The 18,324-nt window shown below is 66.7% G+C and carries 9 protein-coding genes; 8 read left to right on the top strand and 1 reads right to left on the bottom strand.

The window, feature by feature from the left end; all coding sequences use genetic code 11:
• Positions 1-128: 128 nt before the first annotated feature.
• Positions 129-947 (bottom strand): Crp/Fnr family transcriptional regulator, encoded by an 819-nt coding sequence (locus tag D0B54_RS18685; RefSeq protein WP_117293023.1) that lies wholly within the window; start codon positions 945-947, stop codon positions 129-131.
• A 555-nt stretch (positions 948-1,502) separates the two neighbouring features.
• On the opposite strand from D0B54_RS18685, the gene D0B54_RS18680 reads away from it, so the two are divergent.
• The 8 genes from D0B54_RS18680 to D0B54_RS18650 all read left to right on the top strand — a co-directional run bounded on the left by D0B54_RS18680 (position 1,503) and on the right by D0B54_RS18650 (position 18,262).
• Positions 1,503-3,791, top strand: a complete 2,289-nt coding sequence (locus D0B54_RS18680) for a TonB-dependent receptor (RefSeq protein ID WP_205527176.1) — start codon at positions 1,503-1,505, stop codon at positions 3,789-3,791.
• Between the two features lie 52 nt (positions 3,792-3,843).
• Complete coding sequence (locus D0B54_RS18675; protein ID WP_117295356.1) at positions 3,844-4,989, top strand: acyl-CoA dehydrogenase family protein; 1,146 nt, start codon at positions 3,844-3,846, stop codon at positions 4,987-4,989.
• Between the two features lie 19 nt (positions 4,990-5,008).
• Entirely contained in the window at positions 5,009-5,452 is a 444-nt protein-coding gene (locus D0B54_RS18670; protein ID WP_117293019.1) for a hypothetical protein, read from the top strand.
• 91 nt (positions 5,453-5,543) lie between these two features.
• Positions 5,544-8,801, top strand: coding sequence for a glycosyl hydrolase (locus D0B54_RS18665; RefSeq protein WP_205527175.1), 3,258 nt, complete (start codon positions 5,544-5,546; stop codon positions 8,799-8,801).
• A gap of 47 nt (positions 8,802-8,848) precedes the next feature.
• Positions 8,849-9,676: a hypothetical protein gene (locus tag D0B54_RS24430; protein ID WP_162932551.1), complete on the top strand. Its 828-nt coding sequence runs from the start codon at positions 8,849-8,851 to the stop codon at positions 9,674-9,676.
• On the top strand, positions 9,589-11,922 hold the full coding sequence (locus tag D0B54_RS18660) for a glycosyl hydrolase (protein ID WP_162932550.1): 2,334 nt from the start codon (positions 9,589-9,591) through the stop codon (positions 11,920-11,922). Before D0B54_RS24430 ends, D0B54_RS18660 begins: the two co-directional genes overlap by 88 nt.
• A complete protein-coding gene (locus tag D0B54_RS18655; RefSeq protein ID WP_117293013.1) occupies positions 11,919-15,062 on the top strand; it encodes an alpha-L-rhamnosidase in 3,144 nt (1,047 codons plus the stop codon). Before D0B54_RS18660 ends, D0B54_RS18655 begins: the two co-directional genes overlap by 4 nt.
• Positions 15,059-18,262 carry a glycosyl hydrolase gene (locus tag D0B54_RS18650; RefSeq protein ID WP_117293011.1) on the top strand — a complete coding sequence of 1,068 codons (3,204 nt, stop codon included), beginning with the start codon at positions 15,059-15,061 and terminating at the stop codon, positions 18,260-18,262. Before D0B54_RS18655 ends, D0B54_RS18650 begins: the two co-directional genes overlap by 4 nt.
• Positions 18,263-18,324 lie beyond the last annotated feature (62 nt).

The raw sequence follows: 18,324 nt of genomic DNA, 5'->3' as shown, positions 1-18,324 counted from the left end.
TGTGACCTGCTTCCGGGCACGGCGTTCGGAAAGCTTGGCGGCGCCCCGCGAGGGGCGCCTTTTTGTTGGGGGGTCAGCGTCCCGGCGCAATCCGGTCAATGTGCAGGGTGGTTCAACCGGGTTCGAGATCAGGTCACCGCGAAGCCGCTCTCGCCGGCCTTGGCCACGAGTTGGCTGTAGTTGCTGCACTCGATGTGGTCGTTGCGCAGGTTGATGAAGCCTTCCTTCGACCAGGCATTGAGCACGCGATTCACGTGTTGGCGGGTGCCGTAGCAAAGCGTCGCCAGTTCGCGCTGCGTCACTTTGACGGAGAGCTTCCAGCTACCGGATTCCGTCCGCACACCGTGATCCCGGAACAGCACCATCAAGCGGATTGCGATGCGCACCGCCAGGGGATGCACCAGCACCAGTTCAATCAGGTCGCACAGCCGGCGGGTGCGCTGCAACAGGTCCTGCTGCATGTTGCGGTAGAGGTACGGCCAGCGGGTTCCCGCTTCGTGCAGTGCCACATTGGGCAGAACCAGCAGCACCGAGTCTTCCAGCGCCACGCAGTCCAGCGGCGAGGGAGCGTCGTCGTAGGTCGAGTAGTCACCGAACCAGCCGCCAGCGACGATGTCGGCCAGGTTGGTTTCCTGGCCGTCGACGGAACTGGTGCCGACGCGCACGCGTCCCGAGACAATTCCGAATACGCAGTCGTTCACCGAGCCATGAATCAGGATCATCTTGCCGGCGAGCACATGGCGTCGGCGCACTTGCTGGCCGAGGAAATCCAGTGCCTCCTGCGGTAGTGCGGTGAACCAGGGACATTCGGCGATCACGCGCGCCTTGTCTTTCTGCCACCGGGCATCTTCCAGCGTGGCGACATTGCCCAGCCGCTGTTTGCCATCCCTGCCGGCTGGAGGCGTCGCATCTTCCCGCATGCCGGACTGCACCGCTTTCGCTTTCATGACAGGCCTACTCCTCGAATTTTAACTCGCGATGTACGCTCATCACCTTGATCAACTGTCACCTAGGTGACTTCGAACGGGTAACTTAATTTACATACGCGATTGGCCGACTGCCCGGATTATAGCGACACATCGGGACGCGGCCTTGAGCCTCGCCGTAGTTAGTACAAAAAAACCATAAGAGGAGAGCTGGTGCGAAGCAAAATCCATGCAGGAGAAGCAGGAAAATCCCCCTGTTTCGCGGTGGAGAGGCATTTCGATCAGATATTTGATCGAAAAGATGCCGTCCGCCTGCGTTGGACTGCTCTGCTCCTGTCCCTGTTGCCTGCCGCTGCCCTGGCGCAGCCGCCGGAGGCTCCGGCCGACGATACGGATGCCTTGCTGCAAATCCTGGAGGCCGATGCCGTTGCCGCTCCTGCCGGCACCGCCCCCGATCAGTCCGCGACCTCCCCCGCTGCGGAACCCACGCCCGGACCTGCGGGAACCACAGCAGGTGAGGGCACTCCTTCGCGTTCGGAGCATGCCGATGCCGTCGCGAATCCGGATTCTCCCGAAGTGCTCGATACCATTCCGGTCGTTTCAAAGCCCGAGCCGGCGCTTACACCGCCGCCCGAGCCGGCCCATCGGCAGATCGAGGAAATCATCGTCACCGCGCAGAAGCGCGAGGAGCGCCTGCAAGATGTTCCTGTATCGGTCACCGCCATCAGCGGCGACGATCTGCGCGACAAAAACGCCAAGGGCCTCGGTGACGTTGCCGTTCCCAACATGGAGCTGAGTTCCGACGGCCTGCTCAGCCAGTTCTTCGTGCGCGGCATCGGCTCCAACTTCGAGCAGCCGATCGAACGCTCGATCGTGCTGTTCATCGATGACATCGCCTACACCGATCGTGTCACTGCCCTCAGCTCCTTCCTCGACATCGATCGCGTCGAGTTCCTGCGCGGCCCGCAAGGCACGCTGTTCGGCAAGAACACCGTTGCGGGCGCGATCTCGATGTACACGCGAAAGCCGGTGCTCGACGACTGGCAGGGACGGCTGTCGGCGGCCTGGGGCAATCTCGGCGATCGCGCGATCGATGGCGCTGTGAACATCCCGGTGCTGGAAGATCGCATGGCCCTGCGTCTCGCCGGCACCTTCGAGGAGCGCGAGGGTTACGTCGATAACAGCTACCGCGGCGAGATGGACGGCGACAAGTACAATTACGCGCTCAGTGCCCGCGCGCTGGTAAACCTCGAGGATGCGGGAGAACTGCTGATGGGAGCGCGCTATGGCGTGAGCCGGCAGGACAACGGCCCGCCCAGTCAGGCCAGCAAGGACCCCGGCACCGGCTTGCCCGGACTGTCGCCCTTCGCGGTCTTCGATCCGGCCTATGAGACGAAGATCGACCACCACAGTTCCAAGGACCTCGACGAATACCTGGACGGCTCGGGTTGGAGTGCCAACGCGCAGTATCGCCTCGATCTGCCCGCGGGCTATTCGCTGACCAGCCTGTTCGCCTATACCGAGTCCTCGTTTACGACGCTGGCCGATGAGGGCACGCCGGCGCCGCTGACCTCGATCTTCACGGACGCTACGACCTCGGGCTACCAGGGTGAGCTGCGCATCAGCTCGCCGCCGGACCTGTTCGACGGCCGCTTCAACTTCCTCGGCGGTCTCTATGGAAGCTGGGACAACGAGGACATCATCGCAGACGTCGACTTGGTGCCGGTCGGAGGGCTGCTGCAATCCGTCGTGCACATCGTGCTACCTGGCTTCACGCTGCCGGGCCTGGATCAGTTCCCAGGCAACGCCGCGAATGCTGGAGCCCAGAGCGTCTATGTCGACCGCGACCGTGACGTCACAACCCTGGCCGGCTTTGCCCAAGGTACGTTAAAGCTCACCGACAGCTTCGATCTGATCCTCGGCGCACGCTACTCCTGGGTGCAGACCCACCTGAACCTGCTCGATCTGCAATACACCGCCCTCGGCCTGGAGGGGGTGCCCTCGCTGTTCAACCTGCTCGGTCTGCAGAACTTCGAGGTCCGCGGCCGCGAGCGCAACGATGTGTCGCCTACCGGCAAGCTGAGCCTGCGCTATCACTTCAGCGACGACGAGATGGTTTTCGCCACAGTGGCGCAGGGTTTCAAGGCCGGTGGCTATTCGCCGGGCAATCCAGGGCCCGACTTCAGCGGGTACGAGCCGGAGACCTCGCTGCTGTACGAATTGGGGGCCAAGCTGTCGCTGTTCGATTCGCGCATGCGCGTCAATGCCACCGCCTTCCGCACCGAGTTCAAGAACTTCCAGGTTCTGGTGCAGGAGAATTTCGTCGATGTGGTTACCAACGCGGCCCAGGCCGAGACCGCCGGCGCGGAATTGGAGACGCTGACGATCCTGCCGCTTGGGCTCACGCTGGGCGTGAATGGCTCCTGGATGCCGGTTGCGCGCTTTGTCAGCTATCCCGACGGGCCCTGCGCCGAGTCGACCCTGTCGACGCAGACCAGCGGCTGCGATCGCTCCGGCGGGCGCCTGCCCTACGCGCCGGAATGGTCGGCCTCGGTAGGACTCTCCGGTTTCTGGCCGCTGCCGGGGCAGCTTTTTGCCTTGAACGCCGGTGTCGACGGCAGCTGGTCCGACAGCTTGTTCTTCCAGGCCGACGGCGATCCTGTGGACAGCCGCGAGGCGCTGTGGCGTGTCAACGCGCGCGCCGGCTTTGGCACCGTCGACAACCAGTGGAGCCTTCAGCTATTCGTCAACAACCTGACCAATGCCGTCTGGCAGGAGTACGGCAACGACACCACGGCTGGCGGCCACTTCGCCTACGTGCCGCCGCCGCGGACCTGGAACCTGCGCCTGAGCTGGAATTTCTGAGCACCGGCGTCGCGCCGCGATGCCTTTCATAACCTCATCCAAGAGCACCGACATGTCCTTCAAATACCCGGGCCTGAGCGCCGAGCACGATGCCTACCGCGACCAGGTCCGCCGTTTCGTCCAGACCGAGATCACGCCCAACGTCGCCCGATGGGACGAAGCCGAGAGCTTCCCGCGCGAGCTGCACCAGAAGGCAGCTGCGGCGGGCATCCTGAACCTGGGCTATCCCGAAGAGTACGGCGGCATCCCGGTCAGTGACCCGTACTTCGGCCTGATCATGGCCGAGGAACTGGCGCGCTGCGGTGCCGGCGGTGTGCCGGCCAGCCTGATGACGCATTCGATTGGCCTGCCACCGGTGCTGGCCGGTGGCAGCGAGGCGCTCAAGCAGCAGATTGTTTCGCCGGTTGTTCGCGGCGACAAGCTGATCTGCCTGGGCATTACCGAGCCGGGCGGCGGATCCGACGTGGCGGCGCTGAAGACCCGCGCCGTGCTCGATGGCGACCACTACGTCGTCAACGGCTCCAAGACCTTCATCACTTCCGGCATGCGTGCCGACTGGGTGACCACCGCCGTGCGTACTGGAGGCGAGGGCATGGGCGGCATCTCGCTGCTGGTGATCCCCACCGACCTGCCGGGGTTCTCGCGTACGCCGCTGAAGAAGATGGGCTGGTGGGTGTCTGACACCGCCACGCTGTACTTCGACAACCTGCGCGTGCCGGTGGCCAATCGCATTGGCGTGGAGAACGAAGGCTTCCTTTACATCATGCGCAACTTCAACACCGAGCGCACCGGCATGGCCGCCGGTTGCCTGGGGTACAGCAAGGTCTGCTACGAATACGCGCGCGACTACGCGCAGCAGCGCAAGACATTTGGCAAGCGCCTGGCCGATCACCAGGTCATCCGCCACAAGCTCTCCCGCATGATGCTGGAGATCACCGGCCTCGAGACCATGCTGTACACCATTGCCACGGTCAATGCGCAGGGCGGAAATCCCATCGCCGAGACGGCGCTGCTGAAGGTGAAGGCGTCGGAGACCTTTGAGTTCTGCGCCAACGAGGCGATGCAAATCCTCGGCGGCCATGGCTTCATGCGCGACAACCCGGTGGAGCGTCTGTACCGCGAGACCAAGGTGCAGGCCATCGGTGGCGGATCCGCCGAGATCATGCTCGACCTGGCCGCGCGCCAGTTCAAGATCTGAACGACGAGGAGACCGGGCCTTGGACGCACTGGCGCGCTACGCGCATGTTCCAGCGAAGCTGGTGCGCCACTGGGCCTGGGTCGATTTCGGAATGATCCTCAATTTCTCCCTGCCGCCCGTGCTGGCCAAGTTCGTTGCCGGCCTCTACTGGCTCAACGGGAAACTCGGTGGCACGACTGTGCCACCGGTCTTCGATCCGACCCAGGTCCTGTTCGCTGCCATGACCGGTGCGCTCTACGCGGCCTGGGTATTGGCCCGCCTGCTGCACCCGGCGGGCCTGTTCGCGGCGATCGATGCGGGAAGCCGCCTGATCATTGCCGCAGTCGCCGTCTACACGGTCCTCGCGATGGATGGAGCGCCGGTGCTATGGCTGTTGTTCGCCATGGCGGTTTCCGGCGCCATCGCACAGGGCTGGGCCGTGCTGCGTCCGCAGCAGCCGGGCGTGGCTCCGGCGCAGGCCTGAGGCGCCTCGAAAGCCTCCAGCGGTACCGACGATCACCAGAGGCGCCTGCAGGCGCCCGGCGCAGAAAACCGGCGAGAGCCGGAGGAGAGAGATGTCTGCACGTCAACCCCGCGGGGCCGCCCTGGCTCCGCCGAATGCATCGATGCCGGGCGCCGCGCGCGCGCCAGGTTATGCCCAATCCCGACCAGAGCAGGTTTCGGCCGGCAAGGCACGGTTCTCCGCCCGAACTACCGGTTCGGGCTTTGTCGCGGCGCCCTTCGCTGGGCGCCGTTCTTTTGATTTTCGTACCGCCTTTCTCGCCATACTCAGCCTCGTCCTGGGTCTGGCACTGTCAGGCTGTCAGCGCTCCGAGCCGGTTTCCGGCGAGCGCAGCGGAGCCGAAATCGACTTGGTGGCGCAACCGGAGGCGCTGGTCGATGTGCCGCAGAAGTACCGGCCGAAGTTCCGCTGGTGGTGGCCCACCGACGAGGTCGAGCACGACGAACTGGTCGAGGAACTGCACGCTGCGAAGGATGCGGGCTTCGGCGGCGTCGAGCTCAGCATGACGCGCAACCCTGTGCAGTGGGGCTCCACCGCGTACCGCCATGCCGTGAAGGCCGTCCTGACCGAAGCCAACGAAATCGGCATGGGTGTCGACATCACGCTTGGCCCGGCTTGGCCAATCTCGAGCGCCGCGGTCAATGACGAGACCAAGGGGCTGTCCTCGCAGGACCTGGTCTACGGCTACATCGACGTGATCGGTCCGATGATCTATTCCGGTGCCATTCCGGAGCCCTCGGACAACATCTTCCTGTTCAAGCGCCTCGCATCGGTCAGCGCCGCGCAGTTCGCCAATCCGCTGGATCCCGGCATTCCCAACCCGGTGAATCTGGAAAATCTCGGCACCGACCTGCCTAACCCGCTTCCGGTGAATCTTGCCGAGGCCTCGATGATCGATCTGAGCGACAAGGTTGGCGCCGACGGCAAGCTGCAGTGGACCGTGCCGGCGGGGCGCTGGCGCCTGTTCGGCTTCTGGTCGCGGCCCACCGTGCAACGCACGCATGGCGACATCATCTCGCTGATACCCGCGCTGCTGCAGGCCAACTTGCCATTCGATCCGGGCGATATCGGTGGCCTGCAAGGCAATATGGTGGTCGATCACTTCGGTCGCGCCGGCATCGACGCCACGCTCGACGACTTCGACCAGCGCGTCTTCGGTGGCGACATGACTCCGCTGTGGAAAAAGAACGGCGGCTTTGTCTTTGAGGATTCCCTGGAGCTGAGTCACACACAGCCGATTTCGATAGGCTTCCTCGACATCTGCGTTTGCAGCGCGCGTTTCTGGACGCCGGAATTCATTGCCGAGTTCCAGAAGCGACGCGGCTACGACCTGCGGCCGTTGTTGCCGCTGGTGTTCGCCGCCTACGACCTGCCTGGTGGCGATGGTGCACGCCTGCGCCGCGACTACTACAACACGCTCAGCGAACTGTTCATCGACAATCACCTCAAGCCGATAGCCGACTGGGCTGGGCGCTATGGCCTGAGGTCGCGCACCCAGGCCTACCATATCGTCGGCCAGGAAGTGACGCGCGCCTCCGCGGGCGCGCAGCACCCGGACGGCGAGAGCCTGGCCTTCGGCGACAGTGGCGCCAAGATACCGCCGGGTGCCGCGGATACGGAAAAGATCTTCGGCGAGTACCGCAAGATCGTCTCGGGCGCACACATCTCCGGTGCGAAAGAGCTTTCCCTGGAGGCTGGCGCCATCACCGGTGGCAATGGCTACAACGCAACTGCGGCTGACTACAAGATCATCGCCGACCGTGCCTTCGCCGCCGGCATTACAACGATGGTTGTGCAGGGCATTGCCTACCGCAAGTACCAGGATGCCTACCAACTGTTCTCCTGGCCGGGCTGGGACGCGTGGATCACGGTGTTCTCGGAGAGTTGGAACCAGGTCTTCCCGCAGATGAAAAAGTGGCCGACACTTGCCGGCTACCTCGGACGCGGTAACGCGGTGCTGCAACAGGGGCAGCCCGCGGTGGACCTTACCGTGCTGGGCCGGCCCACCGTGCTGATTCCGCTCACGGCCGGCACGCCGGTTGACGGTTTCCTGCAGCCGCAGGGCTATTCCTGGGACAGCATCGACGACCAGAGCCTCGCCGGGCTGCCGGATGCCGCCGCTGGACGCGTGCTGCCCGAGGGCCCTGCGTACAAGGCGGTGGTGGTCGATCGCGTCAAGTCGATCTCCGGTGTCGCCGCCCAGCGCCTGCTGTCCTTCGCCCGCGCCGGCGTGCCGGTGGTTGTGATCGGCGCCGTACCGGCCGCGGGCATGGGTTACAAGGATGTTGCCGCCGAGGATGCACAGGTGGCCCAGGCTTTCGAGGGGCTGGCCGCCCTGGACCGCTTCTCACGCATCGACGATCCCGCCCAGTTGCCCGAGACCTTGCGGGCGCTTGGCGTGATGCCAGCGCTACGCGTGCCGGAGCCGACCCACCTGGTGGCCCAGCACCGCCGCTTGCCCAACGGCGATCTCTGGTTCGTCTACAACAACAGCGCCGATACAGTGGACACGCCGGTGGGCTTTTCCGGCAGAGGCCGGCCCACGCGCATCGACCTGTGGACCGGTGCCGCGGAAGCGCTGGCTGAATACCGCGAGGAGGACGGGGTGGTGACCCTGCCGCTGCGCCTGCCGCCGGGCGGGACGATGGTGCTCAGCTTCAATCCGCGCGCCGCCAAGCGCCTGCACGTGTTCTCCACCGACGCCGCACTGGCGCGCTTCGAAGGTGGCACGCTGCGTCTGCGTGACACCAGCAGTGGCGAAAGGAAGGCCACGCTCAGCGATGGTCGCGAGGTGCGCGTGACCCTACCGGACCTGCCGCCGCCGCTACAGGTGACGGGTAACTGGCAGCTCGTGGCGCATACGGTCTCGCCGGCCGGCGATGACACGGTTTCCATGCCGCTGCCGGCGCTGAAGGACTGGCGCAATATCCCGGGCCTGACGAACAGCGCCGGCACCGGCATCTACACCACCGAGGTTGACGTGCCGGCCGACTGGCTTACCGCCGGCCGCGGCGTGCTGCTCGATCCCGGCACCGTCGGCGGCATGATGGAGGTCTTCATCAACGGCCAGCCGGCCTATACGCCGACGCTGCCCGAACCACCGCGCCCGATCACCGCACTGCTGCACCCCGGCATCAACGACATCCGCGTCGAAGTCGCCACCACGCTGCTCAATCGCATGATCGGGCAGCTGAAGGAAGGCGACCTTCGCTACGCGCTGTTCGCCGCGCGCACGGCCCAGCCCTATGGCCTGATCGGGCCGGTGCGCCTCATTCCGTATGCAGAAGCTCAGATCGGAGAACAGCGATGACGCCGCGCCCCCTGTCACGCCTTTGGTCTGCAGGCAGCCTGGCGCTGTTGCTGGCACTGTGCGCCTGCGGCAGTTCCCAGCCCGTTGAAACCGGAGCCCCCGGCGCCGTCGCCGGCAGCGGCACGAATGACACGGGCGATCGCCAGCCCGCGCCGGTGCTGAACCCCGCCAACTTCCAGGACCCGCCGCTCCAGGTGCGTCCGAAGTACCGCTGGTACATGCCGGTGGCCTACACCGACGACGAGGAATTGCGTCGCGAACTGCGCGCGATGAAGGAGGTCGGGGCGGGTGGTGCGGAGGTGGCGGCGTTCGCCGCGTCCAACAACCTGGTCGAGCAGCTCATCAGCCCGCGCAGCCAGCGGCCTTTCCTGGAGCAGTACGGCTGGGGCACGCCGTTGTGGGCACAGAAGATCGAGCTGATGCTGGAGGAAGCCAAGGCCCAGGGCCTGACGCTGGACATGACGAGCGGGCCGTACTGGCCCTCGGTGCTGCCCACGGTCTCCGACATCAACGATCCTCTGGTGCAGCAGCGCCTGGTCTATGCCCGCCGGCTGGTGCCGGCCGGCAGCAAGTTCAGCGGCGCCGTCCCGGCACCGCTGGGAACCGGCGCCAAGCTCTTGCCGGTCGCGGTCGTCGCCGCACGCTGTCTCGATCCCGTCACCTGCGCCGCTGCAGGACTGGGAGTCCCCACGGGCGCCCTGCTGGACCCGGACAGCGCAGTGGACATCACCTCCTCCGTCGTGGACGGCAAGATCCAGTGGACTGCGCCGCGCGAGGGGGGCTGTGGGTGCTGTTTGGCTTCTGGCACTGCGGCGACCACCAGAGCCTCAGCGGCTTCACCGCGACCACGCCGAACTACGTGCTGGACCACCTGAGCGTCGATGCCGCGCAGGCGGTGGCCGACTACTGGGACCGGCAGGTGCTGACGGACCGCTCGCGCGAGCTGATCCGCCAGATTGGCGCCGGCTCGGTATTCGAGGATTCGCTGGAGCTGTCGTCCACGATGAAATGGACTCCCAGCTTCGCGCGCGACTTCGAGAAGTACCGCGGCTACTCCGTGCTGCGCTACCTGCCGGCCGTGGCCGGAGCCGGCGAAGCCGGCAACGGCAAGCCCTCGTTCGACTTCCCCGACGGCATCGGCGCACGCATCCGTGAGGACTATCGCCAGAGCTGGAGCGATCTCTACCTCAACAATCGCGTACGTACCCTGCAGAAGTGGCTGCATGGCCAGGGCCGCACCCTGCGCGCACAGCCCTACGGCAATGCCATCGACGCACCTTACGTGGCCTCGCAGCTGGATATCCCGGAGGGCGAGTCGCTGGGCTTCGGCAACATCCTGCTCAGTACCAACGTCGAGAAGCACAAACTGCTCGCGGCGGGCGCGCACATGAGCGGTCGCACCGTAGTGTCGATGGAGTGCTGCGCCTACCTGGCGCTGCCTTACGGCACTACCGCCGGTCAGAATCTCCAGGAGATTTATCGCGCCTATGCCGGCGGCGTGACGCAGCAGGTCTGGTCCGGCTTTCCCTACGCGGACCTCGACGGCGCCACCTGGCCCGGCTGGGACGGCTTCGCCTTTCCGCTGGTCTTCGCCGAGAACTGGGGACCGCGGCAGCCGACCTGGCAGCACTACCGCAGCATCAACGACCACCTCGGGCGCCTGCAGCTGGTGCTGCGCCAGGGCAGGCCGCGCTTCGACGTGGCCGTGTACTGGCGCAGCTTCGACATCCCGCAACTGGAAGACGGCATCAACATCCCGACCGCCTCGGCACTGGCTCGCGATGGCTACACCTACGAGTACCTCAGCCCGGCGATCTTCCGCGAGCCCTACGCGGTCTACGACGGCAGCCGCCTGTTCCCGCAAAAGTCCTCGTACAAGGCACTGATCCTGCGCCAGGAGAGCGTCATCCCGCTGGATACGGCGCGGCGCTTCGTCAGCTACGCGCGCCGGGGCCTGCCGATCGTCATCGTCGGTACGCTGCCCTCGCGCACGCCGGGTTACTACAAGGCGGCGGAGGAGGACGCCGGTGTACAGGCCGCAATGCAGGAGCTGCAGGGCTTGCCCAATGTCGTCACCGTGGCGAACGACGATGCGATCCCCGGCGCGCTCGCCACGCTCGGCGTCGAACCTTCCGTGCGCCGCGACCAGGACAGCGGCCTGCTGAGCCTGCGCCGCCAGACCGAGGACACCGACTACTACTACCTGTTCAACTACACCCGGGCGCTGGCCGCGGGCGTGGACCTGCCCCTGAGCGGCGCCGACGCCGATCTGGAGGCGGCACTGGAAGGCGAGGGCAGGCCCTACGAATTGGATGCCTGGTCCGGCGCGATCCGCCCGATCGCGGGCTACCGGCGCGACGGCGGCCGTATCGTGCTGCCGCTGCAGCTGCGCAAGGGTGACGTGCGCGTGATCGCCATCAGCCGTCGCAGTCTCGACGGCGGCCCCAGGCCAGGCGCTTCCGCCGTCGCTGGCCCCGGGGCCGAACTGCTGTACCGCGGAGGTCAGTTGGTGCTGCGCTCCTCGCAGCCCGGAGAGCACACGCTGAGTCTGGCCGACGGCACCAGCGGCGGCGCCACCATCGCTGCCGTCCCTGCGCCGATCCTCCTCGATCGCTGGCAACTCAAGGCCGACGCCTGGGAGCCGGGTGCGAGCGCTACCGAAACCCGCATCGTCAGCCACCAGGTCACGGTCAATGCGCTGCCCGGCGGTATGCTGCCGGGCTGGCTGCTGCTGCCGGGGCTGACGATTGCTTCGGGCCAGGGTCGCTACAGCACCACTGTGAACCTCGGGCCCGCCTGGTCGGGCGGGCACGGCGCCTGGCTCGACCTGGGCAGTGTGCTGGACACGGCCGCGGTCACCGTCAATGGCCAGCGGCTGCCGCCGATCAACCTGCTCGATCCGAGCCGCATCGATCTCGGTCCCTACCTGCAGCCCGGCGACAACAGCATCGTCGTCGATATCGCCACGACGCTGGGCAACCGTGTCCGCATCAGCCGACTGACCAATCCCTACATTGCCAGTGGTCTCTATGGCGGCGTTCTGCCGCAGAACTACGGCCTGCTCGGGCCAGTGCGCCTCATGCCCTATGGCGAAGCCGTGGTCACGGTTCCGGGAGCGTGAACATCATCATGAAGGCGGCCTACGCCCGAATTCCTGTGCTGACCCTGCTGCTCGCGCTGGGCGCTTGCGGCGGCCGCTCTGAACCGGTGGGCGTCGGCAGCCCGACGGTACCTCAACCGCCCTCGACCAAGGCCTGTGCCGCCGCTGGCGGTGGTGTCAGCCTGACCGAGTTGCGCACGGAGGCGCAGCGCGAGCCTCTGGGCCTTGACGCGAGGCAGCCGCGCTTCAGTTGGCAGTTGCAGTCCGGCAAGCGCTGCGTGTCGCAGACCGCCTACGAGCTGAAGCTCGGCACCCGGCCCGGCGCAGCCGATGTCTGGTCCAGCGGCAAGGTCGACAGTGCCGATCCTTTCGCTGACTACGCCGGCCCGCCGCTGCAGTCGCGCGGCCGCTACTGGTGGACGGTACGGGTTTACGACCAGGCGGGCCAGGCTGCCGCCATGCCTGCGCCCGCCGCCTTCGAGATGGGCCTGCTCGATCTTTCCGATTGGAGCGCCAAGCTGATCGGCGCTGCGCCACCGCCGGAGGGCAGCTGGACCCGCGACCGCGATCTGCGCCTCGCTATCACCCGCCGCGTGAACTTCCTGGCCTACCTGCCCTCGGTGCTGGTCGGCGTTACCGGCCATTCGACGCCGCCGATTACCGAGTCCATCGCCAACCAGCCCAGCCCCTACCTGCGCAAGGAATTCGAGCTGCGCGGGCCGGTCGTTCGGGCGCGGCTCTATGCTACGGCGCTGGGCGTCTACAACCTGCGACTTAACGGCCGGCGCGTCAGCGACGATGAACTGAGCCCGGGCTGGACCGACTACTTCAAGCACCTGCAATACCGCAGCTACGACGTCACCGCGCAGCTCAACAGTGGCGTCAATGTGCTGGCCGCGGTGCTCGGCGCCGGCTGGTACGCCGGTCACGTCGGCTTCGGCGGGCCGTTCCCCTATGGCGACAAGCCCTCCTTTGCCGCGCAGCTGGAATTGAGCTACGCCGACGGAAGCAGCGAAACCATCGTCAGCGACGCCAGCTGGCGCATGAGCATGGACGGGCCGGTGCGGGCTTCGGACCTACTGATGGGTGAGGACTACGACGCCAGCCGCGAGATGCCGGGTTGGGACCAGCCCGGCTATGCCCCAGCCGCGTCCTGGGGTGCAGTGCGCGCCAGCCCGTTATCGGCCCTCACCGACGTCGGCATCGTTGCCCTGCAAGGGCCGCCGGTGCGCGTGACCGAGCGCCGCCGCCCGGTCGACGTGCGGCAGCTGCCCAATGGTGACTGGCGCTTCGACCTCGGCCAGAACATGGTCGGAATAGTCGAGATCAAGCTCGACGAGGCGGCCGGAACCAAGCTGACCTTGCGCCATGGCGAGGGCCTGAACAAGGACGATAGCGTCTGGATGGACAACCTGCGCGGTGCGCAGGCCAGCGACACCTACATCGCTGGTGGCGGCGCGGTGACCTGGCGGCCGTCCTTCACCTTCCATGGGTTCCGCTACGTGCAGGTCAAGGGCCTGACGCGCACGCCCGACGCGGACTCCCTGACCGGGCTGGTCCTCGGCACGGACGTCCCGCGCAGCGGCGTCGTCACCACCGACAACGAGCTGATCAACCGCATCCTCTTGGCGGTGGACTGGGGCTTGCGCGGCAACTATCTCAGCATCCCTACCGACACACCCGCCCGCGACGAGCGCCTGGGCTGGACCGGTGACTCGCAGATCTTCGCCAGGGCCGCCACCTACCAGCGCGAGGTACTGCCGTTCCTGCGCAAGCACCTGATGGACGTGCGCGACACCCAGCGCGCGGATGGCGCGATCGCCGACGTGGCGCCGATGCTGAGCGATTTCGACGGCGTCTGGATCTACTACGGTACCTCGGGCTGGGGTGACGTCATCGCCCTGATCCCCTGGGAGTTGTACCGCGCTTATGGCGACCGCCGCGTCATCGACGAGAACTGGGAAGCGATGACGAGCTGGATCGACTACTGCGCGGCAGCCGCGCAGGGCTATCTGCGCGACGGCAACGGCTACGGTGACCATCTGGCCATCGATGCGCCCGACAAGGCCCTGATCAATACCGCTTACTTCGCCCATACCGCCGACCTGCTGGCGCAGATGGCTCGCGCGACCGGCCGCACGGCAGACGAGAAGAAATACTCGGAGCTGTTCGGAAACATCCGCCAGGCCTTCACCAAGGCCTATGTGCGGGAAGACGGCACAGTCAAGGGCGACACGCAGTCCGGATATGTCGTGGCCCTAGCGTTCGGACTGGTGCCCGAGGCGCAGCGGCCGCAGCTGCTTGAGCGTCTCTTCGCCAAGGTGGAAGAAGCCGACCGTCACCTGAGCACGGGCTTCATGACCACGCGCTTCCTGCTGCCGCTGCTGGTGGAGGGCGGTCGCGCCGACCTGGCGCATGCCATCCTCAACCAGACCACTTACCCCTCCTGGGGCAACATTCTCACCGAGAAGGGCGGCACGACCTTCTTCGAGACCTGGTCCGGTAGCGATCCCAAGCACGACACCTCGGGCGGCGCGCCGCTGCTGAACTCGCTCAATCATTACTCGCACGGCGGTTCGGTGGGCGAGTGGATATGGAGTCAGCTGGCCGGCATCTCCGCCAACCAGCCTGGCTTCGCCGAAGTGCGCATCCGCCCGGTGCCGGGCGAGGGCACGACCCAGGTCGAGGGCGTGCTGCAGTCGGTGCGCGGCCAGATCGTCAGCGCCTGGAAGCAGCGCGACGACGGCTTCGATCTCGATGTAGCCCTGCCGGCCAACACCACTGGCCTGGTCTACATCCCGGGCAGCGACCCTTCGGCCGTAGCCGAGACCGGGCAGGGGACTCATCGTCCCGCGCAGGCCGCGGAAGGCGTGCGATACCTGGGCACCGAGGGCGACCGCCTGGTCTACCGCGTGGGCTCCGGCAGCTACCGGTTCCGCAGCGGCAAGGCGGCAGGAGATTCCGAAGAGCAGTTCGGTGGTGGCGCCATCTCGCCGCTGCTGCTTGGTCTGTGGCTGCTGCTGGTTGTCCTGGCCCACCGCCGCCCCTTGCGCGGGCCGAGCCGGAATCCCCCGGCCCAGGTGCGCCCTGGGACCGGTACGCCTGGTCCCTTACGGCGAAGCGGTGGTTTCCACCGCGCAATCGGAGCCCTAGATCGATGAGCCTGCGCCTGCTATTACCCTGCTGCCTCGCCCTGCTGCTGGCCGCCTGCGGCAGCCGTTCGACGCCAGTGGACGATGCGGGCGCCGGCACGCCCGCCGCGGTGACCGGCGGCCGGAGCGCGCCCACGCCCTTGCTGACGGCGGCGAGCTTCGCCGATCCCCCGGTGCAGCTGCGACCGCGCTACCGCTGGTACCAGCCGATGGCGCTGACCGACGACGAGGAACTGCGCCGGGAATTGCGCGCCATGCGCCAGGTGGGTGCCGGCGGCGCCGAAGTGGCGGCGTTTCCCGCCACCGAGAATCTGGCGGACCAGCAGACCTCGCCGAACTCTCAGGGGCCGTTCCTGCAGGAGTTCGGCTGGGGTACGCCGCGCTGGGCGCACAAGATCGAGGTGATGCTCGAAGAGGCCCACGCCCAGGGCATAGGACTCGACATGACCATCGGGCCGTACTGGCCCTCAGTGCTGCCGACCATCCAGGACATCAACGACCCGCGCGTGCAGCAGCAACTGCTCTACGGCGCCAAGGTCGTTGCTGCCGGCGCCCGCTTCAGCGGTGTCCCGCCGCCGCCCAAGGCCGCCCCCCCCGCAGGCGCCCAAACGCAGCTGGTCGCGCTACTCGCTGCGCGTTGTCTCAACGCGCTGACCTGCCAGCTGTCCGCCACGCTGTCGGACCTCAATGCCACTGCCGAGAGCAACCCGGTGGTGATTGACAGCCAACTCGTTCCGGCAATGCTCGATCCCGACAGCGTCGTCGACCTGAGCGCCTCGCTCGTGGACGGCCGGCTGCAGTGGACCGCGCCCGCGGGCGGCGGCAGCTGGGTGCTGCTTTCGTTCTGGCAGAGCGGCGAGCACCAGGTGCTGGCCGGCGATCCGGCCAAGACCACTACGCTCGTCCTGGACCACTTGAGCGTGCAGGCCGCGCAGGCGGTGGCGGACTACTGGGATCAGAACATCCTGACACCACGCGCCCGCGAACTGATCAATGCGCTTGGCGGCGCCTCGGTGTTCGAGGACTCCCTGGAACTGTCCAGCAGCTTCAAGTGGACCTGGACATTCCTGGAGGATTTCCAGGCGCATCGTGGCTACTCCCTGCTGCGCTACCTGCCGGCGCTGACGGGTACCCGCGAGCAGGGTACGGCCGCCCCTGCCTTCGACTTCCCCGGTGGTATCGGCGCGCGCGTGCGCCACGACTATCGCCAGAGCTGGAGCGATTTGTATGCCGCCAACCGCCTGGCCACATTGAGGCGCTGGCTCCACGGCCGCGGCATGACGCTGCGCGCCCAGCCGTATGGCGACCCCATCGATATCCCCTTCGTCGCCTCACAGTTGGACATCCCCGAAGGTGAGTCCCTGGGGTTCGGTGACCTGCTGCTCAGTGGCAATCCACAGTGGTACAAGCTGATCGCCGCTGGAGCCCACCTCAGCGGGGGTAGTGTGGTATCGCAGGAGTGCTGCGCCTTCCTGGGGCCGGCCTACGCAACCACGGCGACGCAGAACCTGCAGGAGATTTATCGCGGCTATGCCGGCGGGGTCACGCTCCAGATCTGGTCCGGGTTTCCCTATGCCGCGCTGTCCACTTCGACCTGGCCCGGTTGGGACGGCTTCGGCTTTCCCTTCACCTTCGCCGAGAACTGGGGCCCGCGGCTGCCCGCCTGGGACCAATACCGCGCCGTCAACGACCACCTCGCGCGCCTGCAGTTGGCATTGCGCCAAGGCAAGCCGCGCTTCGATGTGGCCGTTTACTGGCAGGACTATGGCCTTGGCCTCTTCAATAGCGGCAGCAGCCTGCAAAGCGACGGCCACAGCCTGCTCGGCACCGACCGCATCATTCCCAGCGGCTCGGAGCTCGCGCGCCGCGGCTATACCTACGAATACCTAAGCCCGGCCTTTTTCTCGCAGCCGGGCGCGGTTTGGGAGAGCGGCCGGCTGTTTCCCTCAACCTCCGCCTACAAGGCTGTGGTGATCCGCAGGGAGAGCCGCATGCCGCTGGAGGCGGCGCAGAAGCTGCTGCAGCTCGCACGCCAGGGCATGCCCGTGGTCATGGTGGGCGATGCGCCGACACAAACCCCGGGCTGGTATGGCGCCGGTGCCGAGGATGCCAGCGTGCGGGAAGCCATGCAGCAGCTGCTGGACCTGCCCGGCGTGCGGCGCGTGAATCGCGATGACGACATCCCCGACGCCTTGCTGGCGCTCGGCGTACGACCCTCGATTGAATACGACGGTGCCAGCAAGCTGCTGAGCCTGCGCCGCCAGACCGACGACACCGACTACTACTACCTGTTCAACGCCACTACCGCGCTGCAGGTGATGACCGAGATACAGCTCAGCGGTGTCGACGCCGACGTCACGGCGTCTCTGGAGGGCGAGGGCCAGCCCTATGAGTTGGATGCATGGAGCGGGCACATCCGTTCGCTGGCGGAGTACCAGGCGGGCGAGGGGCGCGTGCGGTTGCAGTTGAGCCTGAAGAAGGGCGACGTGCGGCTGATCGCCATCAGTCGCCGCCGGCTCGACAATGGTTCGGCGTCGCAGCGACCCGCCAGCGCCGTCGGCGCAGATTTGCTGTACCGCGACGGCGCCCTGGTGGCACGCGCGACGCAGGCCGGGCGCCAGGACGTGGTCCTGGGCGACGGTCGCAGCGCCAGCGCAGACATCGCCGCCGTGCCGTCGCCGATCGCGCTGAACCAGTGGCGGCTGTCGGCAGAAAGCTGGGAGCCCGGCGACTCGGCCTCGCAGACGCGTCGCGTCGCCCATGAGCTGACCGTCAACGCCTTGCCCGGCGGCAAGCTGCCGGGCTGGCTGCTGTTGCCCGGTCTCACGATCGCCTCCGGCACCGGCCGCTACAGCACCAGCGTAAATCTAGGGCCGGCATGGTCTGGCGGGCACGGTGCCTGGCTGGACCTGGGCGAGGTCCTCGACACCGCGGCAGTGACGGTCAACGGCAAGGTCTTGCCACCCATCAACCTGCTGGACCCGGGTCGTATCGATCTCGGGCCCTACCTGCAGGCGGGCGAGAACCACATCGTCGTGGATATCGCCACCACGCTGGGCAATCGCGTGCGTGTCGCGCGCCTGACGCAGCCGTCGATCTCCATGGGCCTGTTCGGCGGGGCGCTGCCGCAGAACTACGGGCTGCTGGGACCGGTGCGCCTGATTCCCTATGGCGAAGCGGTGGTGAAGACGGGAGACGAAGCAGGGTAGGGGACTGGCGGCGCCGTCCCCCAAGGCGCGCCGCCCTTTTTACAACCATCAGTCACGGAATG

Source organism: Solimonas sp. K1W22B-7, from assembly GCF_003428335.1.
Classification (GTDB): Bacteria; Pseudomonadota; Gammaproteobacteria; order Nevskiales; family Nevskiaceae; genus Solimonas_A.
This window is presented reverse-complemented; position numbering and strand designations above follow the sequence as displayed.

Coding starts and splice junctions, on each gene's coding strand:
- D0B54_RS18650 (WP_117293011.1), top strand. CDS start 15,059: ATGAGCCTGCGCCTGCTATTACCCTGCTGCCTCGCCCTGCTGCTGGCC.
- D0B54_RS18665 (WP_205527175.1), top strand. CDS start 5,544: ATGTCTGCACGTCAACCCCGCGGGGCCGCCCTGGCTCCGCCGAATGCA.
- D0B54_RS18675 (WP_117295356.1), top strand. CDS start 3,844: ATGTCCTTCAAATACCCGGGCCTGAGCGCCGAGCACGATGCCTACCGC.
- D0B54_RS18685 (WP_117293023.1), bottom strand. CDS start 947: ATGAAAGCGAAAGCGGTGCAGTCCGGCATGCGGGAAGATGCGACGCCT.